1 protein-coding gene is annotated in these 729 nt (G+C 49.0%); it reads right to left on the reverse strand.

The window, feature by feature from the left end; genetic code table 11:
* Positions 1-728: MFS transporter (locus tag JET16_RS29785; RefSeq protein WP_199624871.1), on the reverse strand; the 728-nt coding region annotated here is incomplete at its 3' end.
* Position 729: the final 1 nt, after the last annotated feature.

A 729-nucleotide genomic window follows, 5' to 3' on the forward strand; every position in this document is an offset into this window, starting at 1 on the left:
AGTGGAGGGGAGCTCATCGGCAATACCATTGAGGACCATAAAATACTAAAGTCCGAAAAAATGAAGAAGGCAAGTAGTCCACGAATTCTCAATAGCGGAATTTGAACGAATAAATCCTTCATGGAGCGGAGCATCCCCCGATACGTGTTTTGACTTGGCGGACGCCGTGTAGCGGGTGTAACGGTTAGGAATAAATAAGCCCTGCAGATCGTGATTACTGCCGTGACTATATAAACGGATCGCCATCCAGCCATATCCGCTAAGGTGCCCGAGAAGGTGCGGGCCAGTAGAATCCCTATTACGATACCACTTGTAACGACTCCAATGGTCCGGCCACGACTGTGCTGCGACGCTCGATCAGCGGCAAGTGCAACAAGGACTTGTGCAACTACAGCCTGGAAACCAACCATCCCCATGCCGAGGAATAGAAACAAAGTATTCGAAGCTAACGCAACGATACTTAATGCGATCGCTATAAACACCATCATCCCGGTTACAAGCCGACGCGGGTCGAGCAAATCCCCTAGCGGGACCAGAAAAAATAATCCCAACGCATAACATATCTGTGTCGCTGTTACTACCGTGCCGATGATAGAGCTATTGATGCCAAATTCTATAGCGATCGCATCAAGCAAAGGTTGAGAAAAATAAACCGTGGCTACTGCCGAGCCGCAGATGAGCGCATAAAGTAAAACCGCTGCGCTCGAAAGTTGAGCTTGTGACTCCATG

This window comes from Paenibacillus alkalitolerans, from assembly GCF_016482785.1.
Taxonomy (GTDB): Bacteria; Bacillota; Bacilli; order Paenibacillales; family YIM-B00363; genus Paenibacillus_AE; species Paenibacillus_AE alkalitolerans.